The 20,246-nt window shown below is 37.5% G+C and carries 16 protein-coding genes; 6 read left to right on the forward strand and 10 right to left on the reverse strand.

What is annotated here, in order from left to right; all coding sequences use genetic code 11:
• The 6 genes from ileS to panC form a co-directional block, all read right to left on the reverse strand.
• Entirely contained in the window at positions 1 to 3,408 is a 3,408-nt protein-coding gene (gene ileS, locus LB449_RS01610; RefSeq protein ID WP_224453324.1) for an isoleucine--tRNA ligase, read from the reverse strand.
• Between the two features lie 791 nt (positions 3,409 to 4,199).
• Positions 4,200 to 5,561, reverse strand: a complete 1,362-nt coding sequence (radA, locus tag LB449_RS01615) for a DNA repair protein RadA (protein ID WP_224453325.1) — start codon at positions 5,559 to 5,561, stop codon at positions 4,200 to 4,202.
• Positions 5,562 to 5,564: 3 nt separating this feature from the next.
• On the reverse strand, positions 5,565 to 6,710 hold the full coding sequence (locus LB449_RS01620) for an alpha/beta hydrolase (RefSeq protein ID WP_224453326.1): 1,146 nt from the start codon (positions 6,708 to 6,710) through the stop codon (positions 5,565 to 5,567).
• Between the two features lie 32 nt (positions 6,711 to 6,742).
• The gene (locus LB449_RS01625) at positions 6,743 to 7,705 is read right to left on the reverse strand and encodes a lysylphosphatidylglycerol synthase transmembrane domain-containing protein (RefSeq protein ID WP_224453327.1); all 963 of its coding nucleotides are present in this window, start codon (positions 7,703 to 7,705) and stop codon (positions 6,743 to 6,745) included.
• A 5-nt stretch (positions 7,706 to 7,710) separates the two neighbouring features.
• A complete protein-coding gene (gene panD / locus LB449_RS01630; protein WP_224453328.1) occupies positions 7,711 to 8,058 on the reverse strand; it encodes an aspartate 1-decarboxylase in 348 nt (115 codons plus the stop codon).
• Between the two features lie 3 nt (positions 8,059 to 8,061).
• On the reverse strand, positions 8,062 to 8,910 hold the full coding sequence (gene panC, locus LB449_RS01635) for a pantoate--beta-alanine ligase (RefSeq protein ID WP_224453329.1): 849 nt from the start codon (positions 8,908 to 8,910) through the stop codon (positions 8,062 to 8,064).
• Between the two features lie 109 nt (positions 8,911 to 9,019).
• On the opposite strand from panC, the gene LB449_RS01640 reads away from it, so the two are divergent.
• The 5 genes from LB449_RS01640 to LB449_RS01660 all read left to right on the forward strand — a co-directional run bounded on the left by LB449_RS01640 (position 9,020) and on the right by LB449_RS01660 (position 15,185).
• Positions 9,020 to 9,841 carry a glycogen/starch synthase gene (locus tag LB449_RS01640; protein ID WP_224453330.1) on the forward strand — a complete coding sequence of 274 codons (822 nt, stop codon included), beginning with the start codon at positions 9,020 to 9,022 and terminating at the stop codon, positions 9,839 to 9,841.
• Positions 9,842 to 9,845: 4 nt separating this feature from the next.
• Positions 9,846 to 11,408 (forward strand): DUF4270 domain-containing protein, encoded by a 1,563-nt coding sequence (locus LB449_RS01645; protein WP_224453331.1) that lies wholly within the window; start codon positions 9,846 to 9,848, stop codon positions 11,406 to 11,408.
• A 9-nt stretch (positions 11,409 to 11,417) separates the two neighbouring features.
• Entirely contained in the window at positions 11,418 to 13,265 is a 1,848-nt protein-coding gene (gene glmS, locus LB449_RS01650) for a glutamine--fructose-6-phosphate transaminase (isomerizing) (RefSeq protein WP_224453332.1), read from the forward strand.
• Between the two features lie 120 nt (positions 13,266 to 13,385).
• A complete protein-coding gene (gene atpD, locus LB449_RS01655; protein ID WP_224453333.1) occupies positions 13,386 to 14,894 on the forward strand; it encodes a F0F1 ATP synthase subunit beta in 1,509 nt (502 codons plus the stop codon).
• Positions 14,895 to 14,909: 15 nt separating this feature from the next.
• The gene (locus LB449_RS01660) at positions 14,910 to 15,185 is read left to right on the forward strand and encodes a F0F1 ATP synthase subunit epsilon (RefSeq protein WP_224453334.1); all 276 of its coding nucleotides are present in this window, start codon (positions 14,910 to 14,912) and stop codon (positions 15,183 to 15,185) included.
• A gap of 69 nt (positions 15,186 to 15,254) precedes the next feature.
• Here the strand turns inward: LB449_RS01660 and LB449_RS01665 are convergent, their stop codons facing one another.
• From LB449_RS01665 to LB449_RS01675, 3 genes are all read right to left on the reverse strand, one after another.
• Positions 15,255 to 15,908, reverse strand: a complete 654-nt coding sequence (locus LB449_RS01665) for a CoA transferase subunit B (RefSeq protein ID WP_224453335.1) — start codon at positions 15,906 to 15,908, stop codon at positions 15,255 to 15,257.
• Positions 15,909 to 15,981: 73 nt separating this feature from the next.
• Positions 15,982 to 16,215 (reverse strand): four helix bundle protein, encoded by a 234-nt coding sequence (locus LB449_RS01670; protein WP_317196195.1) that lies wholly within the window; start codon positions 16,213 to 16,215, stop codon positions 15,982 to 15,984.
• Positions 16,216 to 16,320: 105 nt separating this feature from the next.
• A complete protein-coding gene (locus tag LB449_RS01675; RefSeq protein WP_224453336.1) occupies positions 16,321 to 17,022 on the reverse strand; it encodes a CoA transferase subunit A in 702 nt (233 codons plus the stop codon).
• 170 nt (positions 17,023 to 17,192) lie between these two features.
• On the opposite strand from LB449_RS01675, the gene LB449_RS01680 reads away from it, so the two are divergent.
• Positions 17,193 to 19,211: a thioredoxin domain-containing protein gene (locus LB449_RS01680; RefSeq protein ID WP_224453337.1), complete on the forward strand. Its 2,019-nt coding sequence runs from the start codon at positions 17,193 to 17,195 to the stop codon at positions 19,209 to 19,211.
• Positions 19,212 to 19,218: 7 nt separating this feature from the next.
• Here the strand turns inward: LB449_RS01680 and LB449_RS01685 are convergent, their stop codons facing one another.
• On the reverse strand, positions 19,219 to 20,244 hold the full coding sequence (locus LB449_RS01685; protein WP_224453338.1) for an isoaspartyl peptidase/L-asparaginase family protein: 1,026 nt from the start codon (positions 20,242 to 20,244) through the stop codon (positions 19,219 to 19,221).
• Between the last annotated feature and the right edge of the window lie 2 nt (positions 20,245 to 20,246).

Here is a 20,246-nt window from a genome sequence, read left to right on the forward strand (position 1 = left end):
TTAATTCTGTTTTTCAATTGCTAAAACGGTCTTGACATCGTCAAACTCTATCTCTAGACCGTTTTTTACGTTTGGAGTTAAGTTAATAGTGTTAGTTAGTGTTTCAGTTTTTATATAGTCAAGATTTTGGTTAACAGCTTCTGCAAGTTTTCCGCTCTCTTGTAGTTGAATTGCAATTCTGTCGGTCACCTCCAATCCAGAGTCTTTCCTTAAGTTCTGAATTCTATTGACCAGTTCTCTGGCAATACCTTCGTTAACCAATTCCTCATTAAGTGTTACATCAAGCGCTACCGTCAATCCATTTCCGCTTGCGACAAGCCAGCCTTCAATGTCCTGAGAAAGTATTTCAACTTCATCAAGGCTTATAGAAGTCTTTTCGCCATTCACTTCAAGTTCTATCGTCTTGTTCTTTTCTAAATCAGCAATGTCTTTAGCTTCCATCTTTTGGATAGCTTGTGCTACATGCTTCATCTCTTTTCCAAACCTTGGTCCTAAAACCTTAAAGTTAGGCTTAATATCTTTCACCAAAATTCCAGAGGTATCGTCAATAAATTCGATCGTTTTGACATTGATTTCTGATTTTATCAACTCTGAAACTTCTGCAATTTGCTCTTTGACTGTTGGATCCAAAACCGGAATCATAATGCGCTCTAAAGGCTGTCTCACTTTGATCATTTCCTTTTTTCTTAAGGATAAAGCTAAAGACGATATGCTCTGTGCCATCTGCATTTTGTGCTCCAAATCTTTATCAATCAACTCAGGATTTTGCTTTGGAAAATCAGCCAAATGTACGCTCTCTTTGTGATCTCCAATACTCGTTGATGTTAAATCTTTATACAGCCTATCCGAGAAAAATGGAGCCACTGGAGCAGAGAGTTGAGCTATGGTTTTCAAACACGTAAACAGAGTTTGGTAAGCCGAAATTTTATCGGTTTTGTAGTCTCCTTTCCAGAAACGTCTCCTGCTCAACCGGACGTACCAGTTACTCATATTTTCCTGAACGAATTCTGAAATCGCTCGCGTTGCTTTAGTTGGCTCGTAGTTGGCATAAAAGTCATCCACAGTTTGGATGAGTGTATTCAATTCTGATAAAATCCAGCGATCAATTTCAGGTCGGTCTTTTCTGTCAATGTCTTTTTCTTCATACTGAAAATTGTCCAGGTTTGCATACATGGAAAAGAACGAATAGGTGTTGTATAGCGTTCCAAAGAATTTACGCTGAATTTCTCCAATACCTTCCAGATCGAATTTCAAATTGTCCCAGGGATTAGCATTTGAAATCATATACCAACGTGTGGCATCAGGCCCATAGGTTTTCAAAGTTTCAAATGGATCTGCGGCATTACCCAAACGTTTAGACATTTTCTGTCCGTTTTTGTCTAAAACCAAACCATTAGACACTACATTTTTGTAAGCCACATCGTCAAAAATCATCGTAGCGATAGCATGCAAAGTGTAAAACCAACCCCGGGTCTGATCAACACCTTCAGCAATGAAATCGGCTGACCTCCAAGTGTTTTCCACTTTTTCCTTATTTTCAAAAGGATAATGCCATTGGGAATAAGGCATGGAACCAGAGTCGAACCACACATCGATCAAGTCGGCTTCGCGTTTCATGGCCTGACCAGAATCAGATACTAAAGTGATCTGATCAACGGTGTTTTTATGCAAATCAATTTTCTCGTAATTTTCTTCACTGAAATTGTCGACTTCAAAGCCTTCAAATGGGTCTTTGTCCATAACGCCAGCTTTGACTGCTTTTGCTATTTCTGCCTTAAGTTCTTTTACAGAACCTATTATTTTTTCTTGTTTGCCATCTTCCGTTCTCCAGATGGGCAAAGGAATTCCCCAATACCGCGATCTGGATAAGTTCCAGTCGTTAGCATTGGCAAGCCAGTTGCCAAAGCGACCTTCTCCGGTAGCAGCTGGTTTCCAGTTGATGGTTTTATTGAGGTCGTGCATTCTGTCTTTAAAGTCAGTCACTTTAATGAACCACGAATCCAATGGATAATAAAGGATAGGTTTATCAGTTCTCCAGCAGTTGGGGTAGGAGTGAACGTATTTTTCGACCAAAAAGGCCCTGTTCTCTTCTTTAAGCTGAATGGCGATTTCCACATCTACAGACTTCTCTGGAGCTTCACCATCCTCGTAATATTCGTTTTTGACGTACTTGCCTGCGTAAGGTCCAACTTCTGATCGGAAGCGGCCTTTCAAATCCACAAGCGGAACCAAATTGTCATTTTCATCTTTCACCAAAAGTCCAGGAACTTCGGGTTGAGCTTGTTTACACACCATCGCATCGTCTGCACCAAAGGTAGGGGCAGTGTGCACAATTCCTGTACCATCTTCTGTGGTCACAAAATCTCCGGCAATCACTCGGAAGGCATTTTCTGGAGTGTAGTAAGGCTGAGCGAAAGGCATTAATTGCTCGTACTGAGCTTCAATAAGATCTTCACCTTTAAAGGATTCAGCAATGAAATAAGGTATTTTTTTGTCGCCTTCCTTGTAGTTTTTAAGCTCTTCTTCAGTCTCGACCTTTACAAATTTCTTTTTGAAAAGTGAGGGAATGAGTGCTTTAGCGGCAATAACATTATTGGCTTCAAAAGTGTATTGGTTATAAGATTTCACCAATACATATTCTATTTTTTTACCGACTGTTAGAGCCGTATTACTCGGCAGTGTCCAGGGCGTTGTGGTCCAGGCTAAGAAGAAGATATCGCCATCAACCTTTTGAAGCTGTTGGGGTAAAGTTTCTTTTTTAGCTTTAAACTGAGCCGTCACTGTAGTGTCCGACACGTCTTGGTAAGTGCCCGGTTGGTTGAGCTCGTGAGAACTCAAACCCGTTCCAGCTTTAGGGGAATACGGCTGAATCGTATAGCCTTTATAAATCAATCCTTTTTTATAAATCTCAGAGAGCAACCACCACACGGTCTCCATGTATTTGGACTTGTAGGTCACATACGGATCTTCCATATCGACCCAGTAGCCAATTTTTTTGGTGAGGTCGTTCCAAACATCGGTGTAGCGCATCACAGCTTCTTTACAAGCATTGTTGTAATCTTCTACCGAAATTTTGGTGCCTATATCTTCTTTAGAAATTCCCAGCTCTTTCTCTACTTTGAGCTCAACAGGTAAACCGTGGGTATCCCAGCCAGCCTTGCGTTTTACCTGAAATCCTTTCTGGGTTTTATAACGGCAAAAAATATCCTTGATGCTTCGGGCCATGACATGGTGAATACCCGGCATGCCGTTGGCAGACGGTGGCCCTTCGAAAAAGATAAAAGGCTCAGCACCTTCACGCTCATCCATACTTTTATCGAAAATGGCATTTTCATCCCAAAAACTCATGATGTCTTCTGCTACTTTTGGGAGGTCAAGTCCTTTATACTCAGGAAATTTCTTGCTCATTTTTGCTTTTTTTCTAATGATTTGCGAAAATAAGGATTTATTCCAAATTGACCCTCAGTCTTATGAAAATCTGAAAACGAAGTTATCGTTAAATCTAAGAGGGATGGTTTTAATTTTCTGAGGCTAAGAGCGAGGAGTTTAACAACTGGCAATTGGTAGTAGATTATGGGTAGATTTAATTAATTATTTAAGGTACACGTTAAAAATTATTAAAGAGATATATGTGCTAATGATCCAGCTCTCGTGTATTCATACCTCACTGGTTTTTAAAACCTGTGAGGTCTTGTAAGTTATTTTTTAGATGCATAAAGTATATTTTGTCATCTGTTACATAAACATCAGTCTTTAGTTCTTTAATGCCAAAATTTTGAGAGAGGAGTTTTTATGAATTCCTAGCAATGGGAGACTTTTCTCGACTTTAGTTTATTCTAAGCATTTTTCGAAGGGCTCGAACTTGAAACAAAGAAAAGATGGTTTCAGTTTTTGAATCCCTTGCTTTTTGTGGCTTTCTCGTGAAGTAGTTTTTGAACTGATGTGGCAATAGCTTTGAGACAAGAAGAGATTCTTCTCTACGCTGCGCTGCGATCAGAATGAGAATTTTCAGCTTGTCATCTCGATGGAAACGTAGTGACAAGAGATCTATACTTCATCTCAACTTAAAACCTTTCTCTACTCCTTCAATTTTACAACGAAAACCAAGCCCTTCGCATGAAGTTAACTTTTAGCCTTAAGCAATGTATCGTTGAGCATTGAAGTCAACGGAGGCAAATTCAGCTTAAAAGTTTTGAGTCTTAAAATAGAGCATCGACTACATCCTCAATTTTGGCGACGCGAATCACGTTAATTTTGTAAGTTTCTTTTGGTAATTTACTTTGTTTGGAAATGAGAATGCTTGCAAAACCAAGCTTCTCGGCTTCCATGACGCGTTGCTCTACGCGCGTGACGGGTCTGATTTCTCCTGCCAGACCAACTTCTGCGGCAAAACAAATATCTTTGGGAATGGACACGTCTTCGCTGGAGGATAATATAGCGGCAACTACTGCCAAATCGATGGCTGGATCGTCTATACTGATGCCACCTGTGATGTTGAGAAACACGTCTTTGGCTCCAAGACGGAATCCTGCCCGTTTTTCTAAAACAGCCAGAATCATGTTTAGTCGTTTCAGATTGTAGCCTGTCGCAGACCGCTGTGGTGTGCCGTAAACTGCAGAACTAACCAAAGCTTGAATCTCGATCATCATCGGTCGCATGCCTTCCAAAGTGGCGGCAATGGCCGTGCCGCTCAAGTGGGTGTCGGTTTTGGAAATAAGGATGTCTGATGGATTGGAGACTTCTACTAAACCGCCTGCCTGCATTTCGTAGATGCCCAGTTCATGGGTAGAGCCAAATCTGTTTTTGTGGGCTCTAAGAATTCTATAGGCGTAGTTTTTATCGCCTTCAAACTGAAGCACCGTGTCAACCATGTGCTCCAACACTTTGGGTCCGGCGATGCTACCTTCTTTATTGATGTGACCTATAAGAATGATCGGCACGTTGGTTTCTTTGGCGTATTTGATGAGTTCTGAAGTACATTCCCGAATTTGGGAAACGCTGCCCGGTGAACTTTCTACGTAGTCGGTGTGAAGCGTTTGGATAGAATCTATGATTAAGATTTCGGGTTCCATGGCTTCAATTTGTGTGAAAATAAGTTGGGTCTTGGTTTCTGAAAGCACAAAACAGTTGGATTCCTCTTTTTGGATCCGCTCGGCTCGCATTTTGATTTGCTGCTGACTTTCTTCGCCAGAAACATAAAGCACTTTTTGCTTGAAACTTAAAGACAGCTGAAGTAGGAGCGTACTTTTGCCAACACCGGGTTCACCGCCAAGCAAGGTGATGCTTCCAGGAACAATGCCGCCTCCTAAAACACGATTAAATTCTTGGTTTGAGGTGGGGATTCTTATTTCTTTACCAATCTTGATGTCATTGATGCGCTGTGGTTTGGAGATGCGTTTGGGTGCATTTGAGGTCGCTGGTTTCCAGGTTTTTTCTGGTTTGGAATCAACGACTTCTTCTACTAAGGTGTTCCATTCCTTGCAGGCATTGCACTGGCCTTGCCATTTGGCGTGTTGTGCACCACAATTCTGACAGAAAAAGGTTGTTTTGGTTTTAGCCATAGTTTAATTTCCGTAAATTCTTTTGAGTTCGTCTGCTTTGGCAAGAAGAACCTCACTATCTAGGTATCCTGCTTTTTCCAGTCCGTATGCTGCCTGGTACTCTTTTATGGCTCGGTTGGGCTCGCCTATTTTTTCAAAATATCGCCCTTGAAAATAATTATACAAAACCGTATTTGGACTTTGTTTTTTGGCAAGTTTGCTGAGTTCGCGATAATCTTCCCACAATTTCTTTTCCTCTATAGCTTCAGCTGTTTTGAGGAAGTCAACAATTCTTATAGGGATTTCAATGGCATAAAGTTCTTGGATCGTCAGGTATTTATCTTCAAGGGTGTTAGCTGGAGATCTGGCTTCAAGAAATTTTGTCTCGTACTCAAAATCTGAAATTGGACCGTAGGTAGAAAATATTGAAATCAAAGATTTAGGAATCGCATCGGCCACAAAGCTAAAATGATCTGCATCTTCTATAATTTCATACTGGTAATTGAAATTTGGATTATTGCATATTGATAGATAAGAATCCAGCTCTTTGGCTTTATTTTTTAGTTCAGGGATATCATATTCTGATGTGGCAAGGTAATACCAGACTTTAGTATCTATTTTGTCCAGTTTCTTTTTCAGGCGCTCCGGAAGTTTTGGGTCTGTATCAGGGCTAAGGTTGATATAGCCATTGAAAAGCGGATTCTCTTTTAAAAGATAAAAATTTGAGAGATTGGCCATATAATCTAAACCAGCAACTATTGTAAATGGAGTTGTTCTGTAATTTTCATCAACATATTTTAGCACTTCAAACCCTATAAATTCGAAGAAATCTGCCCCAGTTGTACTTGGTAATCCGCTTTCGGGATCTATGTTACCATCTTTCATTCTATGTCCAACCTGATTGATTCCTATCACTATAGATTCTGGTATGATTTCCCAATAGCTTAGGTAATCTGCGTTGCCAGCAAAGGGTTCAAACAAATAATCGCCATCTAGGACAACGATAACAGGATATTCTTTGTTGCTGGAGGAATAATTTCTTGGGAGTTGAAGTTTTATTTGTCTGGTTTCTTTCAAAATTGAAGAATTTACTTCAATGTATTCAGTTTGAGAAAAACAGGATTTGGAAAAGGTGATAAAACATAAAAATGAAATTAGGATTAGCTTCATAATCTTTGGTTTAGGCTGCTAATGTACTAAAATTATCTTCTGTTGAGAAGAGGTAAAAGGAGGAAGGAAAGTCCGCCTAAAACGATAACAAGACCTGTTTGCGTTCCCCACATTACCCATCCAAATGCCTCGCCAGTTTCTGTTGGGACTCCAAAGGCGTTGAAGGCAATACCTATGGCTATCGGGTAAAGACCAATCCCCCCATTGGTGACCGTCATTGCGAATGCTCCAAATATAAATGCTACAAGAGTCGCTTGAAGGCCAAGATCCTGAGTTTCTGGGAATGCATGTTTCAAAACATAAAACATACCTACATAAAGCCCCCAAATCACAAAAGTGTGAAATAAGAAATAGACTTTATTTTTCATTAAAAACACGCTTTTCATTCCGTTGAAAAGTTCTTCTATGAAATTTTTTAATTTTTGAAATAAAGGAAGTTTGCTGTATTTTATTATTCTAAAACCAATAAACAGTAGTAAAATCATAGTGACAATTAACAAGCCTCCAAAAAAGGGATTGATATTTTGACTTTTGAAAAAACTAAAAATCTTGTCACTTTGGGATAGAGAGGTTAAACCGACAATAGAAAGTAGCATGATGAGGTCTACAAGCCGTTCAGTAATAATGGTGCCAAAAGTCTTTTCAAATTTCACATTTTCATACGATGCTAAAGTTGCACCTCTCAATACCTCTCCAGATCTTGGTATACCAAGATTAGCCAGATACCCCAGCATAAGAGAGAGAAAGCAGTTGTAAAATTTTGGTACGATATGAACAGGTTCGAGCAGGTATTTCCATCTGTAAGATCTAGACAAATGAGATAAAATTCCCATCGTCAAAGATAGAATGACCCAGATAAGATCAACGTTTTTGATATTGAACCAAAGTTGGTCAAGTTCTTCTGAAGTAAATTTTGATAAAGAATACCAAATGAAGAAAATTCCTAAAGCCATTGGACCAAGAGTCTTCCCCCATTTTTTAATGGCTTTTTTCATTTGTGTTAGTTCAGCAGATTTCTTTCGTTTGGAAAGACAAGTTTGGGTTTAAAAGTTTTTGCTTCTTCTGGAGTCATTATAGCGTAAGCCATTAAAATGAGAATATCTCCAGGAGAAACTTTTCTCGCTGCAGCACCGTTGAGTGTTATTTCTCCGCTACCTCTTTCGCCTGGTATAGCATAGGTTTCTAGACGTTCTCCATTGGAGTTGTTGACCACCTGGATTTTTTCGCCCTCAACGATGTTTGCGGCATCCATAAGATCTTCATCTATAGTGATGCTGCCAATGTAATTAAGATCTGCACCGGTAACGGTGACGCGATGAATTTTTGACTTGACTAGATGTATTTGCATAATTTAATAATTGAGCGCCATATTATCAATCAACCTTACTTCTCCAAGGAAGGCAGCTATAAACGCTCTGTAGTTTTGTTTAGGTTCTTTAATTTTTGTGGGAATGAGATCGTTTTCTTTTACAATAGAAAAGTATTCCAGTTCGAAAGCGGGCTCATCTTTAAACATGTTTACAATTTCGTTTTCTATTTCCTTGATGGAATTATTGTCAAACATCTTCTTGGCTTTGGATAAAGCTTTATAAATCAGTTCTGCCACTTTCAACTCTGAATCTGTAAGGCGAAAATTTCTAGAGCTTTGAGCAAGACCAAATTCATTTCTGCTGGTTGGACAACCGATGATTTCAACATCCTGGTCAGTGATTTTGACCAATTTTTTCACAACCATGAGTTGCTGAAAATCCTTTTCGCCAAAAAAAGCTTTATCTGGTTTTACGATATCAAAAAGCCGTTTTAAAACACTTCCTACTCCATCAAAATGTCCTACTCTAAATTCACCTTCCATAAAGTCGACATAGCTTCCAAAATCAAAAGATTCTGCCTCAACTTTATCGTTATAGATATCGCTCACATCTGGAGTAAAAATAATTGTTTTAGAATTATGTTGTTTTAGAAATCCAGCATCATTATTCACGTTACGAGGGTATTTTTCCAAATCTGATGCATTGTTAAACTGCGTAGGATTTACAAAAATACTTACTACAACTGTGTCGCAATATGAGTAAGCAAAATTTATCAAAGACAAATGCCCATCATGTAAGGCCCCCATAGTAGGAACAAGCCCAACTGTTTTGCCTTCTTTTTTAATAATTTCTAAAACTTCTTGGAGAGACGTTTTTGAGTTAATGACCACAAGCTGTGTATATGTATTGAGTTTGCAATATTAATATTTTCACGGGAATCCACATAAATTTTTGTAAATTTGCAAACTTTTTGTCATTAATCTTTAATGTAAAAATTCTATGAAAGATAAACGCATACTTTACGTTTCATCTGAGGTTGTTCCTTATTTGCCCGAAAATGATATTTCTTCAACAGCTTTTGAAGCTCCAAAACTTATAAATGCTTCGGGTGGTCAAACCCGTATTTTTATGCCAAGGTTTGGAAATATAAATGAGCGTAGGCATCAATTGCACGAAGTTATTCGACTTTCAGGAATGAATTTGGTCATTAACGATCTAGATATGCCACTTATTATAAAAGTAGCCTCTATTCCAAAAGAAAGGATGCAAGTTTATTTTATAGATAATGAAGATTATTTCAAAAGGAAAGCAACCTTTTCTGACGAAGACGGTGAATTATTTGATGATAATGATGAACGCGCGATCTTTTTTGCAAAAGGAGTTATTGAAACTGTAAAAAAATTGAACTGGTCTCCAGATATCATTCACGTTCATGGATGGATGTCATCCTTGTTGCCCATGTACTTAAGACATTATTACGGAAACGAACCTTTATTTTCTGATGCTAAAATAGTGACTTCTCTGTACAATCAAAACTTTGAGGGAACGTTAGATGAGGATATGAAAAAGAAAGTTTTATTTGATGGTATAGAAGACGATGCAGTAGCTCATTTGGACAGTCCAACTCATGACAATCTATTAAAGGTTGCGATTGATAACTCTGACGGTTTGGTTATTGGGAGCGAAAATATTTCTGAGGAGCTTAAGTCTTACATTGAAAATTCTGAATTACCAATTTTGCCATACGTGAAGAGAGAGGAAATGGCAAATGCTTACCAGACTTACTACCTAAAAGATATATTAAACGAAGAAGAAGATTAATTTTATGTCGAAAATTGCAATTAGAAGTTTAGCTTCAATTCTAGTATTAACTTTATTGTTTTCCTGTGAGAATGAATATTCAGAAGTTGGTACAGATTATATCAATAGCATACAAGTGCAACCCCCATACGAAAGTGAAAACGTAGTAGCTTTTAGTGAAAAGTATAACGCAATCCAAACCAATGGTTTAAGAAACTATTTTATAGGTCATTACTCAGATCCAGTTTATGGTATGTCTGAAACCAAATTGCTTACTCAATTAAGCTTAACTCAGACTAATCCAAATTTCGGCTCAAACCCGGTTATAGATTCAGTTGTTATGACACTTCCTTTCTACAGCAGGCAGATTGAAGAGGATGAATATGAGCTGGATTCTGTCTATGGAAATGGAAGCTTTAAGCTCAATGTATATCAATCCAATCAGTTTTTAAGGGATCTTGATCCGGGACAAAATGGAGATTTTCAGGACAGACAACTTTATTATACTAATCAACTTGATCAATTCAATTCAAACATTGAGTCAGAACCGGTAGTTGCTTCAGAAATTATAAAACCTACAGATCTTACGGATCCAGTTGTCTTGGTCGAAACTACTTTTGATGGAAGCTTGGATACTCTCAACCTATCTCCAAGAATAAGAATTAAGATGCCAAATGAGTATTTTAATGAAAAAATCATCAATGCTCCCAATCCCGAAGTCTTTTCAAGTAATGCTGCCTTCAGAAACTATTTGAGAGGATTTTTAATAGAAGCTGATCAGCAGCAGCCTGTAATGAGCATGTCAATGTTTGATTTTCAGAATGCAGATGCCAACATTACCATCTTTTACAGAAATGAAGTTGAAGAAGAAAATGATGAGGGTGAAATGACTGTAGAGACAAGGTATAACCAGTTTGTTTTGAATTTTAATGGAATAAAACTTAATCTTTACAATGATAATTTCAATGTAGACTTGACTAGTCAAGACACCATTCAAGGTGAAGAAAATATATATCTTAAAGGTGGTGAAGGATCGTCTGGTATAATCAAACTTTTTGCAGGACCAGACACGGATGGTGATGGAATTTCTGATGAATTGGAAGAATTAAGATCCAATGATTGGCTTATCAATGAAGCGAATCTAGACCTTTACATCAATGAAGAAGTAGCTCCAAATTCTAAAAATAGAATAAACAGAGTATTTCTGTTTAATCTGGATGACGAGGAAGTCCTGGAAGATTACTTACGAGACCCAACTGCTTCAGAAAATCCATTTACTTCCCGACTAGTTCATTTAGCGCCTTTAGATGAAAATGATAATGGAGACTTGTTCTACAGAATAAGACTTACATCACATATCAATAACGTCATCAATAATGATTCAACCAATGTGAGGTTGGGAGTTTATGTTGTGCCAAATGTGAATCAACAAAATTTTTTAAAAACTCAAAATTCTCAACTCGGAATTTCAGAAAATGTTCCTAGCAGTATGATGGAAACCCCTAGAGGTATAGTCATTCACGGAAATCAATCTGCTACTGAGTCCAAAAAAATGAAGTTGAGAATCATTTATACTGAAACTAACTAATAATATATTATGTGTGGAATTGTTGGATATATAGGGAAAAAACAAGCTTATCCTATCGTACTAAAAGGACTAAAGCGTCTTGAATATAGAGGTTATGATAGTGCTGGCATAGCTATTTACGATGGAAAAGATTTAAATATTTGTAAGACAAAAGGGAAAGTTGCTGATCTGCAAAAAAAATGCGAATCCGAAATTGCTCTTAAAGGTACAGTAGGTATTGGCCATACACGATGGGCCACTCACGGTGAGCCTAACGATGTTAATTCTCATCCACATTATTCCAATTCTGGTGACTTAGCGATTATTCATAATGGAATCATAGAAAACTATGAATCATTAAAAACTGAGCTTCAGAACAGAGGTTATAAGTTTGCTTCTGATACGGACACTGAAGTACTCGTAAATTTAATTGAGGACATCATGACCAATGAAGAGGTCAAATTAGGAAAAGCAGTTCAGATTGCTTTGAACCAAACCGTAGGTGCTTACGCTATTGCTGTGTTTGATAAAACTAAACCTAACGAAATAGTTGTCGCCAGACTTGGTAGCCCTCTAGCCATAGGCGTTGGAGATGACGAATATTTTATTGCTTCAGATGCCTCTCCATTTATTGAATATACCAAAAAAGCCATTTATTTAGAAGATGGTGAAATGGCTGTAGTAAGATTGGGAAAGCACGTGAAAGTAAGAAAAATAAAGGACGATAAGCTTGTGGATCCTTATGTGCAAAAACTTCAGCTGAATCTTGACCAAATTGAAAAAGCTGGTTACGAGCACTTTATGCTTAAAGAAATTTACGAACAGCCAAGTGCTATCAAAGATACTTACAGAGGAAGGATGCTAGCCGACCGAGGAATTATTAGGATGGCTGGAGTTGATGATAATCTTGAGAAATTTTTAAATGCCAAGAGAATTATAGTAGTGGCTTGCGGAACCTCATGGCATGCAGGTTTAGTAGCAGAATATATTTTTGAAGACCTGGCTAGAATTCCTGTAGAAGTTGAATATGCTTCAGAATTTAGATATAGAAACCCAGTCATCAACAAAGATGATGTAGTCATCGCGATTTCTCAAAGTGGGGAGACTGCAGATACCATGGCAGCTATAAAATTAGCCAAGGAAAACGGAGCTTTTGTGTTTGGAGTATGTAATGTAGTAGGCTCATCGATCTCAAGAGAAACCCATGCGGGTGCATATACACATGCTGGTCCAGAAATTGGCGTTGCATCTACCAAAGCTTTTACAACACAAATTACTATTCTTAGTTTAATAGCACTTAAGCTTGGAAAGGCTAAAGGTTCGATTTCAAATACAGATTACCATATGTATTTGAATGAAATGGAATTGATTCCATCCAAAATTGAAAAGGCTTTAGAATCCAATAAACATATTATTGAAGTTGCTAAAGTATATAAAAATGCTAAAAACTGTCTTTATTTAGGTAGAGGTTACAACTTCCCTGTTGCTTTGGAAGGTGCACTTAAACTTAAAGAGATTTCCTATATCCATGCGGAAGGATATCCGGCAGCAGAAATGAAGCACGGTCCCATTGCACTTATTGATGAACAAATGCCTGTCGTTGTAATTGCTACAAAAAAAGGACATTACGAAAAGGTTGTCAGTAATATTCAGGAAATAAAGTCCAGAAAAGGTAAAATAATAGCCATCGTAACTGAAGGTGATACTTCTGTGAAGAATATGGCAGATCATGTTATAGAAGTCTCAGAAACCTTTGAAGCTCTTACGCCTCTTCTCACAACTATTCCTTTGCAATTATTCTCTTATCACATTGCAGTGATGCTAGGTAAAAATGTTGATCAACCTAGAAATCTTGCAAAATCCGTAACGGTAGAATAGATAAATGAATTATTTACAAAAAAGCATATTGCAATAAAAGATTTATTTAAATACTATATATTTGCAAAAATTTTAAATACGGGTTTTCCTAGAAAGTCCACTAAATAAAATCCTTAGATAATGTCTAAAGTTAAAGGTAAAATTACTCAAATCATTGGTCCAGTTATCGATGTAGAATTCGAAAACACAAACGACTTACCAAGAATTTACGATTCTTTGCAAGTAAAGCGTGATAACAAATCAGACCTCATTCTTGAAGTTCAATCTCATATTGGAGAAAACTCTGTAAGAACCATTGCGATGGATTCTGCGGACGGTTTAAGCCGAGGTGTAGAAGTGCTTAGTACAGGAAATCCAATACAAATGCCTGTTGGTAAAGATATCTATGGTCGTTTGTTCAACGTGACTGGAGATGCTATTGACGGACTTGGAGATCTTCCTAAAACCGGAAAAGATGGGATGTCGATTCACAGAGACGCACCAAAATTTGAGGATTTAGCTGTTTCAACCGAAGTTCTTTTTACAGGAATTAAAGTGATTGACCTCATCGAACCTTATTCTAAAGGTGGTAAGATTGGTTTGTTTGGTGGAGCTGGTGTTGGTAAGACAGTACTTATCCAGGAATTGATTAATAATATCGCTAAAGGTCACGGTGGTCTTTCTGTATTTGCCGGAGTTGGTGAGCGTACCAGAGAAGGTAATGACTTGCTTCGTGAAATGTTAGAATCTGGAATTATAAAATACGGAGATGATTTTATGGATTCCATGGAAGAAGGCGGATGGGACCTGAAAAAAGTTGATAAAGCTGGCATGAAGGAATCTAAAGCAACTTTCGTTTTTGGACAAATGAACGAGCCTCCTGGGGCACGTGCAAGAGTAGCTTTATCTGGTCTTACTATCGCAGAATATTTCCGTGATGGAGCAGGAGAAGCTCAAGGTAAAGATGTACTTTTCTTCGTTGATAACATCTTTAGATTTACACAAGCGGGTTCTGAAGTTTCAGCACTACTTGGCCGTATGCCTTCTGCCGTTGGTTACCAGCCAACCTTAGCAACCGAAATGGGAGCGATGCAAGAACGTATAACATCTACCAAGAAAGGTTCTATTACTTCTGTACAGGCAGTTTATGTTCCTGCAGATGACTTGACAGATCCTGCGCCTGCAACAACCTTCTCTCACTTGGATGCTACTACAGTACTTTCAAGAAAGATTGCAGAACTTGGTATTTACCCAGCGGTAGATCCATTGGACTCTACATCAAGAATTTTGACTAGAGATATTTTAGGAGATGATCACTATGATTGTGCACAGCGTGTAAAAGAATTACTTCAGAAATATAAAGAATTACAAGATATCATCGCTATTCTAGGTATGGAAGAATTGTCTGAAGAAGACAAACTTTCTGTATCCAGAGCAAGACGAGTTCAAAGATTCTTATCTCAACCTTTCCATGTTGCAGAACAATTTACAGGTCTAAAAGGGGTTCTTGTTGATATTAAAGATACCATCAAAGGATTTAATATGATCATGGATGGTGAGCTTGATCACATCCCAGAATCTGCTTTCAACCTAAAGGGATCCATAGAAGAAGCTATCGAAGCAGGTGAAAAAATGTTGAAAGAAGACTAGTAAAAAATATACTCAATGCATCTAGAAATAGTAAGTCCGGAAGAAATTATACTCAGTGAAGAGGTTAAATCTGTGAGTGTTCCAGGTGTTAGTGGAGAATTCCAAATTTTGGATAATCACGCCCCTGTAGTTTCAGTGCTTCAAAAAGGCACTATCAAATTAGATTCCTCTGTAACCATTCCAAAGAAATCAAAGGATAAGTTTTACGAGAATGAATCAAAATATAACTTAAATATTTCCGGAGGTGTGATCGAATTACAAGACAACAAAGTTGTCATACTTATCGATTAATCACTATTGATATAATAATTAAAAAGGAGCTAATCGATCGATTAGCTCCTTTTTTGATTATGAGACCATTTAGATTGACATTTCAGGAATGTCTCCTTCAATGATCAAATCCCCTTCTGTTGCTTTTTGAATATCTTCAACGCTTACTCCCGGAGCACGTTCAAGCAACCTGAATTTTTTATCTACAATATCCAGAACCGCCATATTGGTGACGATTTTGGTCACACATTCAACTCCAGTGAGTGGGAGTGAACAGGTCTTTAGTAACTTGGATTCACCTGCTTTGTTCGTATGCATCATGGCTACGATAATATTTTTGGCTGAACCGACAAGATCCATAGCTCCTCCCATGCCTTTTACCATTTTGCCTGGAATCTTCCAGTTCGCAATATTCCCATTTTGGGCAACTTCCATGGCGCCCAAAATCGTAAGGTCTACATGCTGTCCTCGTATCATTCCAAAACTCATCGACGAGTCAAAGAAACTAGCGCCAGGAAGAGCGGTTATAGTTTGTTTTCCAGCATTAATAAGGTCTGCGTCTACCTCTTCTTCTTTAGGAAAAGGTCCCATTCCTAGAATTCCATTTTCACTTTGAAATTCTAATTCTATATCGTCGCGAACGTAATTAGCTACTAAAGTAGGAATACCAATACCAAGATTGACATAAAAGCCATCTTGTACTTCTTGTGCAATTCGTTTTGCAATTCCGTTTTTATCTAACATTTTATCTAATTTGAAGGTTTGAAAATTTTTTAATTTGGAAATTATGATTTCTTTGAAGATGATATAATTTTGCTTACACTTTATTAATTAATTTAAGATCCTCAAATAATTCTTTTTCAGGATCAGGATAATGGTTTGAGCCTTTGCATAGCTCGATCCGACATTCAGTTTCATCAATTTCTTTTGCATCGATTTTAAACTTATGAATAAAATCAGCTTTGCTTTCAGCATTTTGAGCTTCTCTTATGTTTGCTCCTATTGAAGTATCGCTTTTAAAAAGTTGACCAGCCATTTCAAATTTTTTCAACTGTCTTAATTGCTTAGAAAATGTGATAATTTTAAAGCAAAGTCAAAAGTCATGTTGACAATCAGATTATTTTTATCATCCCTCATTTTCAAATTTCCAAATGGACTAATTCATTTGTTTTATGGTTCGTTGTTCAATTCGTTTTTCAAAGGTTTCTCCTTGGAAGATACGCTGAACAAATATGCCTGGAATATGAACAAAATTAGGGTCGAGTTCTCCCGGTTTTACAAGTTCTTCAACTTCGACTACAGTGACTTTGGCAGCTCCACACATCAAAGGATTGAAGTTTCTGGCAGTTCCTTTGAAGATCAAATTACCGGCTTCGTCGCCTTTCCAGGCTTTTACGAACGCAAAATCTGCTTCAAAAGCCATTTCCATAATATGAGGCTTACCGTCAAAATACCGCACCTCTTTACCTTCGGCTACTTCTGTTCCATAGCCTGCAGGAGTATAAAAGGCTGGAATCCCGTTTTGAGCTGCTCTGCAACGCTCTGCGAGTGTTCCCTGCGGAATTAATTCCACATCCAATTCTCCACTCAGCATCTGGCGTTCAAATTCTGCGTTTTCTCCTACATAAGAGGAGATCATCTTCTTGATTTGTTTCTTTTTTAAAAGTTGACCAAGTCCAAAATCATCGACTCCTGCGTTATTTGATATGCAGGTCACATCTTGAACGTTGAGCTTGACGAGTTCTTTAATGGAATTTTCTGGAATCCCACTAAGACCAAAGCCTCCGAGCATAAAAGTCATACCATCCTGGACTCCTTCTAATGCTTCAGTTACATTATTTACAGTTTTATTAATCATTGGTTTGTTTATTTAGGTTGAAAATACTGAATTTAAAGATGCTCTCCAATTTTAAAAATAACGAAGATTTAAATTATGATGAAGTTTAGATTTTCACAAAAGGGAACAGTTTTAAGACGAGTTTAAATTCAGAAGATGTTTTAAATTGTAATTTTCAAATAAAAAATTTCATGCCCAATATTGAAAACAACCTAGTAAACGCAACAAGCCCTTATCTTTTGCAGCATGCAAATAATCCAGTGAATTGGGAAGAATGGAGTCCGGAAGTTCTCGATCGTGCTAAGAAGGAAAATAAACCTCTGTTAATAAGTATTGGATATGCAGCTTGCCATTGGTGCCATGTAATGGCTCATGAGTCTTTTGAAGATGAAAAGGTGGCTGAACTGATGAATGAACATTTTATATGCATAAAAATTGACCGCGAGGAGCGACCAGATATCGATCATATCTATATGGAGGCTGCCCAGATGTTGACAGGAAGAGGAGGTTGGCCATTAAATGCTTTTGCGCTACCAGATGGAAGACCTTTTTATGCAGCTACCTATTTTCCGAAGGATAATTGGAAAAAAGTACTGGCCAATGTGGCAAAGGCTTATGATAATAGTTACGATCAATTATTGGAAACCGCAGAAAAGCTTACGGAAGGAATAAAAGTTGGGCAGGAATTTTCTTCGGTAGAAAATAATGAGACTTTTAAAGTTTCGAATTATCGTGACTTTCTTTTGAGTTGGCAAAAGAGTGTTGATCTTGAAAACGGGGGCTTCAAAGGAGCTCCAAAATTTCCGATGTCTAATTCGTGGCAGTTTTTACTCCAATATTATCAAAATATAAACGAGCATTTTGCTGCTGAAGCTCTCCTGAAAACTCTGGATGAAATGGCTTTCGGTGGGATTTATGACCAGATTGGTGGTGGCTTTTCCAGATATGCAGTAGACGATAAATGGTTTGCTCCACATTTTGAAAAAATGCTTTATGACAATGCTTTGCTCGTGAGTTTATATGCTAATGCCTATAAGAGATTTCCAAAACCTCATTACAAAAAAATAATTTCTGAAACCATTGATTTTATAACCAGGGAGTTGAAACATCCAGAGGCAGGATTTTATTCAGCTTTGGATGCTGATAGTGAAGGAGAAGAAGGGAAATATTATGTGTGGAGTTACGAGGAACTTTCAGAATTTCTTTCTGATAAAGAATTATTTCTTGTTGAAAATTACTTTAACTGTACCAAACGCGGAAACTGGGAATCTTCGAACAATATATTGTTTACAAATCAGTCTCCTCTTGATTATGCTAAAGCAAAAAATTTAGATCCCGACGCTTTCGAAAAGGAAATAGAGGATTTAAAGCAAACGTTATTCGATCATAGACAGCAAAGAGTTCGTCCTTCTCTTGATGATAAAATGATTACTTCATGGAATGCAATGATGATCACTGGTCTTGTAGAGGCTTTTACAGCCTTGAGAAAAGATGAATATCTTGAATTGGCAGAATCAGCAACTGAGTTTTTACTCAAAACACGGTTAGTTGACAATAATCAACTTTTACGAACTTATAAAGACGAAAAATCGATCACTGGTTTTTTGGAAGATTACGCGTTTACCATTGAAGCGCTCATCAATTTATACCAAATCACCTTCAAAATTGATTATTTAAATAAAGCAAGACACTTAGCAGAAATTTGTTTTAATGATTTTAAAACTGAATCTTCTTCAATGTTTCAATTTGCTTCAAAGATCAGCGAAAAGCTCATTTCAAAAACTTATGAAATTAACGATAACGTCATTCCTGCATCAAACTCTTCATTGGCAAAGTCACTTTTTTTATTAGGTAAATTTTTTGACGAGGATAAATACCTTGAAACTTCCAAACAAATGTTGAATCAGATGGAAGCTAAATTATATAAATCAGGACCCTACGCAGCAAACTGGCAAATCCTCTACGGATGGTTAACTTTTCCCTTCTACGAAGTTGCTATAATGGGTGAAAAAGCCCAAGATTTGAGTCTTGAGCTTCAGAAAGAATACCACAGTAATTGTATTTTTCTTGGAGGTCAAAGTGAAGACTTATCCATTTTAGAAAATAAGAACCCAAAAGATCCCTCTGAAACAATTATTTACGTCTGTGAAAATAAAATATGTCAAAAACCTACTTCAGATATTGAAAAAGCAAAGGAACTATTGAAGTAAAAAATGATTAGTCTTTATACATCTTGATTTCAGTCTCGCCTTTCATGTTTTTCGTAGCTCTGAACATTCCTGGGGTGTTAAATTCCATCACTACTTTACCTTTTTTGTCGATGCCTACGATTCCACCAGTTCCGCCAAGCTCTGTCAATTTTTTCTGGATAACGCGTTGTGCTGCTTTTTCTAGGCTTATGCCTTGATATTCCATCATGGCGGAGATATCATGGGCCACTACACCTCTTATAAAGTATTCACCGTGACCAGTAGCAGAAATAGCGCAGGTCTTATTATTGGCGTAAGTTCCAGCGCCTATGATTGGAGAGTCTCCAATTCTGCCGTATTTTTTATTAGTCATACCCCCCGTGGACGTTCCTGCAGCTAGGTTTCCATCTTTATCTAAAGCCGCACAACCTACAGTTCCAAATTTTTCATTACTTAGGTAAAATTCGTTAGATGATATTCCTTGTTCTCTAGCCTTAGAGGCTTCCAATGCTTTACTTCTCCTGTCTGTAATAAAATAGGAATTAGCAACAAATTCCAAACTGTGCAATTTTGCGAAGTCTTCTGCACCAGATGCGCTAAGCATGACATGGTCTGATTCCTCCATGACTTTTAAGGCTAGGTTGATAGGATTTTTAATATGCTGGACTCCAGATATAGCTCCTGCATTTTTGGTTTTCCCTTCCATTATGGAGGCATCTAATTCTGCAATACCTTCAGCATTCAATACAGCGCCTTTTCCAGAATTGAATAAAGGAGAATTTTCCATAACATTGATGGTTTTTTGTACAGCTTCTAAAGCTGTTCCACCTTCAGAAAGAATCTTATGTCCAACATTGATAGCTTCTTCAAGCTTTTCTTCGTAAGCCTTTTGTAGAGAATCGGTCATGTTTTCTTTCTTGATCACGCCTGCACCACCATGAATAACAATTCCAAATTTTTGAATTTGAGGAGGATTTTTTTCTTTGCTGATTTTTGGCGAATCATGGCAGGAAATGAAAAGTAGACTGACGAGTAATAAAATTGAGTATTTCATGA

The organism is Psychroflexus lacisalsi (assembly GCF_020164495.1).
In the GTDB taxonomy this organism is placed as follows: domain Bacteria; phylum Bacteroidota; class Bacteroidia; order Flavobacteriales; family Flavobacteriaceae; genus Psychroflexus; species Psychroflexus lacisalsi.